The sequence below is a fragment of the Microcystis sp. M_OC_Ca_00000000_C217Col genome, from assembly GCF_007095585.1.
GTDB lineage: Bacteria > Cyanobacteriota > Cyanobacteriia > Cyanobacteriales > Microcystaceae > Microcystis > Microcystis panniformis.
Genome location: NZ_SFBV01000354.1, coordinates 1 through 6,021 on the forward strand (window position 1 = coordinate 1; position 6,021 = coordinate 6,021).

Sequence of the window (6,021 nt, forward strand, 5' to 3'; positions counted from 1 at the left end):
AGACTTAGCTAGTGGTGAACAGGCTCCTGTGGCTCTGACCGCTCCTGCTATCAATGGTTAATTCCTAGTCTGAATGAAAAGGCACTCCCGCGAGGGGGTGCTTTTTTGTTGTTAGAATTGGGGAACAATGAAAAACGCTGCAAAATGCTTATTCTCAAACAATCATCATTATGACCGCTCTCACTGGAAAATATACTCTTAGTCAATATTTTGAGCAGGAAATACAATCCCAAACTCGTCATGAATATCTGGATGGAAAAATTATTGCTATGACAGGAGGAACACCGACTCATAATCGCATTATTAGTAATTTATTAGTGGCTTTATATACTGGACTAAAGAATCAACCCTATGCCGTTTTTGTCACCGATCAGCGTTTATGGATACCTGAGCGTCAAATAGCTACCTATCCTGATATTATGGTGATGCCTGAACCTCTCACTTATCAAGAAGGACGCAAAGATACTTTAATTAATCCTGTTTTGATTACTGAGGTTTTGTCTGCTGCAACGGCAAGTTACGACAGAGAAGAAAAGTTGGCCGCTTATCGAACCATTGCAACTTTTCATGAATATTTATTGATTTCTCAGGAAAAATGTTATATTGAACATTTTCAAAAGGAAGGCGATTGCTGGGTGTTTACAGCTTATGAATATGATACGATAATTCATTTAAATTCTTTGGAAATTCAGATAGTAATCGCAGATGTTTACCATAAAATTATCTTTGAAAATAATTAAAATATAAGGAAAATAGTTTAAGAGGTAAAATGATGACTTTGCAAGAAATGATCAAATCTTTTGAGAATTTATCAGAGGATGAACAAGAGTCATTGTTAGAGATTTGGCTCTTCTCGACTTTGTGTGATAATTTTTGCTTATGGAATCGTGAAATGCTTATCAGGCAAGACTTTTAGTGCTATTTGGCGGAATAAACTATCAGTATAGACCTCGTTTCCACCAATATAGAGCTAAAGGAAGAGAAAGAGAAATTTTAGCTAATTTTAAGGAATTGAAACAGGCGATCGCTACTGGAACAGCCAGAAGGGGAACCGCAGAAGATTTGATTGCTGATTTGAATGAGGATTAACAATGGCTCTAATATGGAGTGATGGGTTTAAGCGTTCGTTTAAGAAGCTAATCAAGAAAAATCCCCAGTTAAAACCTAAAATTTTCGATGTACTTAGAAAGCTGGCAGAAGACCCATTTACACTGTCTTTAAAAACCCATAGGTTAAGTGGTAATTTAGAAGGGTTATGGTCTTGTACTGTGGCTTACGATTGTCGAATTATTTTTAGTTTTTCGGAAGATGGAGAATATTGAGAAGTTATCATCTTGTTAATTGATATTGGTAGTCACGATCAGGTGTATAGAAAATAGGCTAGACTAGAAAGCGATCCCGCAGGTTTCGGCGTTGCGGTAAGTAGTCATGCAAAATTAATTACCTGCCCGATCGAGCTAAAACCCTTACGGGGCAATGATCGTCATGTGTAAATAATTTTGCCTAGGTACTTATTTCGAGATCCCGGAGCATCAAGATAAGCTAAGACGAATTTTAACCGCTTATAGGTCAGTAGGAATGCTACGATAGCGTTGGGCGAGGATGTGAAGTCGGTCCTTGAATTGATCAGAGAAAAGGAGTTTAAAGGATGAAAATGACTTATCTGGAAGCTACTGCCAAATTTTACAGCGAAGTGGCCCAAACTCCCGAAGTGGGGCTATGTTGTGTTCAAAGCAGTCCTTTGCAACTACTGGGGTTAAAAATCCCTGCCATTATGCAGGAGATGAACTATGGTTGTGGCACGACGGTGCAGGCCAATGAATTAGGCAATTCTCCTAGGGTTTTGTATGTGGGTGTGGGTGGTGGTTTAGAAGCACTGCAATTCGCCTATTTTTCCCGTCGTCCGGGGGGAGTGATTGCGGTAGATCCAGTGCCAGAAATGCGTTGGGCAGCCCAAAGAAATCTCAGCGAAGCGCTGCTGGAAAATCCCTGGTTTAGTCTCGATTTTGTGGAAATTAGAGATGGTTCTGCCTTTGAATTGCCGGTGGAGGATGCCTCCGTCGATGTAGTGGCGCAGAATTGTCTTTTTAATATCTTTAAACCAGCCGATTTACAGTTAGCTTTACGGGAAGCTTTTCGCGTCTTAAAACCGGGAGGACGTTTACTGATGAGTGATCCGATCGCCCCTCGTCCAATTCCCGAACATTTGCAAGAAGATCAGCGTTTACGCGCTATGTGTCTATCGGGGGCCTTGACCTACGATGATTATATTCAACAGTTGATCGCTGCTGGTTTTGGTCAGGTAGAAATTCGGGCCCGTCGTCCCTATCGTTTACTGGACTGTCAGAGTTATAATTTAGCCGAGCCGCTCCTCTTAGAAAGTTTAGATTCCGTGGCTTTTAAAGTAGCTATTCCCGAAGATGGGGCCTGTATTTTTACCGGCAAAACTGCTATTTATACTGGTACGGAGGCAATTTTTGATGATGGTGCTGGACATATTTTAGCCAAAGGATTGCCAGTGGCCGTCTGTGATAAAACTGCGAGCAACTTGGCTCGTTTCTCTCCCCAAGATATCCTCATCACCGAGTCCACTTGGCACTATAATGGGGGCGGTTGCTGTTAAAAAAGTACGGTCGAGACAAGTTCGATCCCTCAGTTATCAGTTATCAGGAATTAAATATAAGATGAACGTAGGTTGGGTTGAAGCATGAAACCCAACGCCCGCATAGTTTACGCTACCGCTAACCCATCCTATAAATAATTGTGCCTCCCTACTTATCAGGCTCTTCTGGTTTCTGTGTGGAAACGAGGTCTATACTGATAGAATATCCGCAAAATAGCCCTAAAAGTCTTGCCCGATAAGCATTTCACGACTCCATAAGCAAAAATTATCACACAAATTATTGGTCACTGATTACTGTTCACTGATTACTGATTACTGATTACTGATTACTGATTACTGATTACTGATTACTGTTCACTGATTACTCTCCCATGACTCCTTTTTTCGAGAAACTAAAAACTCCTTTAACTAAGCAAAAAATCTCGGTTCTGCAAATTAATTTGGGAAAAAAATGTAACCTTGCTTGTAGCCATTGTCATGTGGAAGCTAGTCCAGTTCGCTCCGAAGAAATGACTCCAGAAGTGTGCGAACAAATTATCGAACTGATCGCAAGATTTCCCCAAATTAAAACCGTCGATCTGACTGGCGGCGCTCCCGAAATGCTCTACGGTTTTAAACCAATTGTGGAAACCTCTAGAAAAGCGGGAAAAGAGGTAATTGTGCGCTCGAATTTAACTATTTATTTCGAGAAAGGATTTACTGATATTCCTGAATATTGCGCTGGACATCAGCTGCGGGTGGTGGCTTCTTTACCCTGTTATCTTGCCGATAATGTGGATAAAATGCGCGGTCTGGGAGTCTATGATCGATCGATTGCTGCTTTACAATGGTTAAACCGTCTTGGCTACGCTCAAGAGCCGAATTTGATTGTGGATTTAGTCTATAATCCCCAGATTCCTAAGTCAGAGAATTTTTCTCTCACACCGGATCAGGTATCCCTAACACAGGATTACAAAAAGTTCTTGCAAGAACATTTTAATATTTCTTTTAACAATCTGTTTACTATCACTAACCTACCCGTCGGCAGGACGCGCTTCCATCTGGAACACCAGCAACTCTATCAACCCTATCTTCAATTCCTCGAAGACCATTTTAATGGCGATACTGTCGAATATTTGATGTGTCGTAATCAGCTTTCGATCGATTATTTGGGTAATATCTATGACTGCGATTTTAATCAGATGGAGGGTCTGGCCGCTTGCACCAGTCAAGGCCAAAAATTAACCCTGCCGGATTTATTACAAGCGGGTACTTTAGAGCTAATTACAGAGGTACAAACCGCTTCCTATTGCTACGGTTGCACTGCCGGCAGCGGTTCCAGTTGTGGGGGAGCTTTGATTTCAGTCTGAACAAGTGTACTGGAAATAGTCAAAAGTTTGGCCGATGATTAGGGACCAGAAAAAACCGCCGATTCGATATCTTGGCGACTCAGGGAGTATTTAAAAGCGCGATTGATGTCACTGCCGTCATTGGCTGCCCGAAGGTAACGAACGGTGATTTCTTCGATATCGAGGCAGATTTCCGCTTTCCATGTCGGTTTTTCCACAGTCCAACAGTGGACATTCTCGGTATTTTTCCGACAACCTAATTTAACTAGCCATGCTTCGATCGCCGGTAAGGGATGATTATAGAGGGGAGTATCAGCAGTGGGAATCTTCATCGCATCTAAATCAAAAATAATTGGGCTACAGTGACAGCATTCTCTCCTCGAAGCATAGCAATAATCACCGCCAGTAACAAGCAGCCGAGCAGGGTGAGTGCCAAGATAAACAAAGCAAAAATCTCTCCCGAAGATAGGGGCCGATCAGTCGGATCGAGATAGGCGCTACGATTAGCTATGGGTTGATCGCTATCGGGGATGGTTTGGATGACATTCCAGCGCGAGTAACCTATCTGTAAATCATACAGGGAACGGCGATCGGGATTACTCAGGGTGGCATAAGCTTCGTTAAGACGCTGGAATTTAACCTTTGCCACTTCGGGGCTGAGTTCGGTAGTATCGGGGTGGTATCGTTTGCTTAGTTCCCGATAGGCGCGTCGCACTTCGATCACTGAGGCGCTCGGATGTAGTCCTAGAATGGCATAATAGGTATCGGCAAAGTGCGAGTTAGCGGCAATGACTCGCGGGGTAGTTTGGGAATTATCGCGCTCGAAGGTCACAAGATTTTTTACACTAAAAATTGGGTTTAAAGCCTCGCCCTTTTAGGGCGACTTTATGTGATGTATGATATTAAGAATAGCGGGCCGGGTAAGCAACCGCTTAAAAAACCCAGTCATCGCAGGATGAACGCACCTTGAAAACTAGAGTTATGGGGTTCTATAGGGGAATGCTCCTATAGGTAAAAGCTCTAAGCGTCAAGTACCAGAGAAACCAATTATTTTAGAGGTTTTGAACTGTATCGTAGGGCATACGAAAACAGGCTTCTGTAAGGGAGCGAAAGTCTGAGGAGAGAACCACCTCTGGGTGGGATTTCGCCAGGAATCTAATTCAAGTGGACTCGTTGAGCCAGAAATTCTCAGCAGTGATGCTAGAAGAATCCACGTCCGTTTACGGCGTGGGGTATGTCAAACTAAAAATTGTCTTAATATTCTAACCCTGTTGATCATGAAATCTCGTTATCGGCTGCGTCTTCGGATCTGTCTTGTCTTTCTCATTGTTGCTCTGACGAGTTTCTCTCCTTGGCTAACCCCTAGCGCCTATGCGGGAATCGATGACGATCGCCTTGATGGTAATATTTTTGTGGTCTATGCGGGTAATGGTTCCCTCGTACCACCGCGTTTAAATTTAGCGGAAACTTTTCAACGGAAAATTCCGGCTATTATTGTCTATTATCTGGATGATAGTAGCGATTGTAAGCGATTTGCGGCAATTGTCTCCCGTTTTCAAGAGTTTTATGGTCGCGCCGCCAGTATTATCCCCGTAAGTGTCGATTCTATCCCCTTAAAGTCTTCCTATCGTGCCGATGAACCGGGTTACTATTATCGCGGCGGGGTTCCCCAAACAGTGGTTTTAGACCAACAGGGTAAAGTGGTTTATGATGGTTTGGGCAATGTTAAATACGAAGATGTGGATGATGTCTTAAGAAAGGTTTTTGATCTTCTGCCTCGATCAGAATCGGTAGAGTTAAAAAGACGCTCTTTTAACGAGTTTAACGCCGAATTGCGCTAGTTACCTCTTTTTTATCCTCAATTGAACCAAAAATAATCATTTAGAGATGCTGTCAGCAGCGTCTCTATCTTGTTTTTAGGAAAAATAAAATTATTTACCTATTGTTTTTATGGCTCTTCTAGGTTCTGTGTGAGCATGGTATAATAGTAACACAGAACAGGAGGTGGGTTATGTGGATAAATTTTGATCAACTCCTCGATTTACCAAATGCAACAGTGGTCAATTATCA

8 protein-coding genes are annotated in these 6,021 nt (G+C 42.4%); 6 read left to right on the plus strand and 2 right to left on the minus strand.

All coding sequences use genetic code 11. The features are described from left to right. Window positions 1-170: 170 nt before the first annotated feature. The 5 genes from EWV66_RS22880 (at window position 171) to arsS (ending at window position 3,972) form a co-directional block, all read left to right on the plus strand. Window positions 171-740, plus strand: coding sequence for a Uma2 family endonuclease (locus EWV66_RS22880; protein ID WP_052275244.1), 570 nt, complete (start codon window positions 171-173; stop codon window positions 738-740). A 175-nt stretch (window positions 741-915) separates the two neighbouring features. Beyond that, window positions 916-1,089, plus strand: a complete 174-nt coding sequence (locus EWV66_RS22885; RefSeq protein ID WP_287116048.1) for a hypothetical protein — start codon at window positions 916-918, stop codon at window positions 1,087-1,089. 2 nt (window positions 1,090-1,091) lie between these two features. Next, window positions 1,092-1,322 carry a type II toxin-antitoxin system RelE/ParE family toxin gene (locus tag EWV66_RS22890; RefSeq protein ID WP_052275246.1) on the plus strand — a complete coding sequence of 77 codons (231 nt, stop codon included), beginning with the start codon at window positions 1,092-1,094 and terminating at the stop codon, window positions 1,320-1,322. A 326-nt stretch (window positions 1,323-1,648) separates the two neighbouring features. Next, window positions 1,649-2,623, plus strand: a complete 975-nt coding sequence (gene arsM, locus EWV66_RS22895) for an arsenosugar biosynthesis arsenite methyltransferase ArsM (RefSeq protein WP_287107537.1) — start codon at window positions 1,649-1,651, stop codon at window positions 2,621-2,623. A gap of 371 nt (window positions 2,624-2,994) precedes the next feature. After that, complete coding sequence (arsS, locus tag EWV66_RS22900; RefSeq protein WP_287107538.1) at window positions 2,995-3,972, plus strand: arsenosugar biosynthesis radical SAM (seleno)protein ArsS; 978 nt, start codon at window positions 2,995-2,997, stop codon at window positions 3,970-3,972. A 38-nt stretch (window positions 3,973-4,010) separates the two neighbouring features. On the opposite strand, the gene EWV66_RS22905 is transcribed toward arsS, so the two are convergent. Beyond that, window positions 4,011-4,283, minus strand: coding sequence for a DUF3143 domain-containing protein (locus tag EWV66_RS22905; protein ID WP_052275248.1), 273 nt, complete (start codon window positions 4,281-4,283; stop codon window positions 4,011-4,013). A 5-nt stretch (window positions 4,284-4,288) separates the two neighbouring features. After that, on the minus strand, window positions 4,289-4,783 hold the full coding sequence (locus EWV66_RS22910; RefSeq protein WP_052275249.1) for a J domain-containing protein: 495 nt from the start codon (window positions 4,781-4,783) through the stop codon (window positions 4,289-4,291). Between the two features lie 445 nt (window positions 4,784-5,228). Between EWV66_RS22910 and EWV66_RS22915 the strand changes: the two genes are divergently transcribed. After that, window positions 5,229-5,792: a thylakoid membrane photosystem I accumulation factor gene (locus tag EWV66_RS22915; protein ID WP_052278334.1), complete on the plus strand. Its 564-nt coding sequence runs from the start codon at window positions 5,229-5,231 to the stop codon at window positions 5,790-5,792. Window positions 5,793-6,021: the final 229 nt, after the last annotated feature.

Bases quoted from the DNA above. Each gene is read 5' to 3' on its own strand.
- EWV66_RS22880 (WP_052275244.1), top strand. From the start codon at position 171: ATGACCGCTCTCACTGGAAAATATACTCTTAGTCAATATTTTGAGCAG.
- EWV66_RS22890 (WP_052275246.1), top strand. From the start codon at position 1,092: ATGGCTCTAATATGGAGTGATGGGTTTAAGCGTTCGTTTAAGAAGCTA.
- arsM (WP_287107537.1), top strand. From the start codon at position 1,649: ATGAAAATGACTTATCTGGAAGCTACTGCCAAATTTTACAGCGAAGTG.
- arsS (WP_287107538.1), top strand. From the start codon at position 2,995: ATGACTCCTTTTTTCGAGAAACTAAAAACTCCTTTAACTAAGCAAAAA.
- EWV66_RS22905 (WP_052275248.1), bottom strand. From the start codon at position 4,283: ATGAAGATTCCCACTGCTGATACTCCCCTCTATAATCATCCCTTACCG.
- EWV66_RS22915 (WP_052278334.1), top strand. From the start codon at position 5,229: ATGAAATCTCGTTATCGGCTGCGTCTTCGGATCTGTCTTGTCTTTCTC.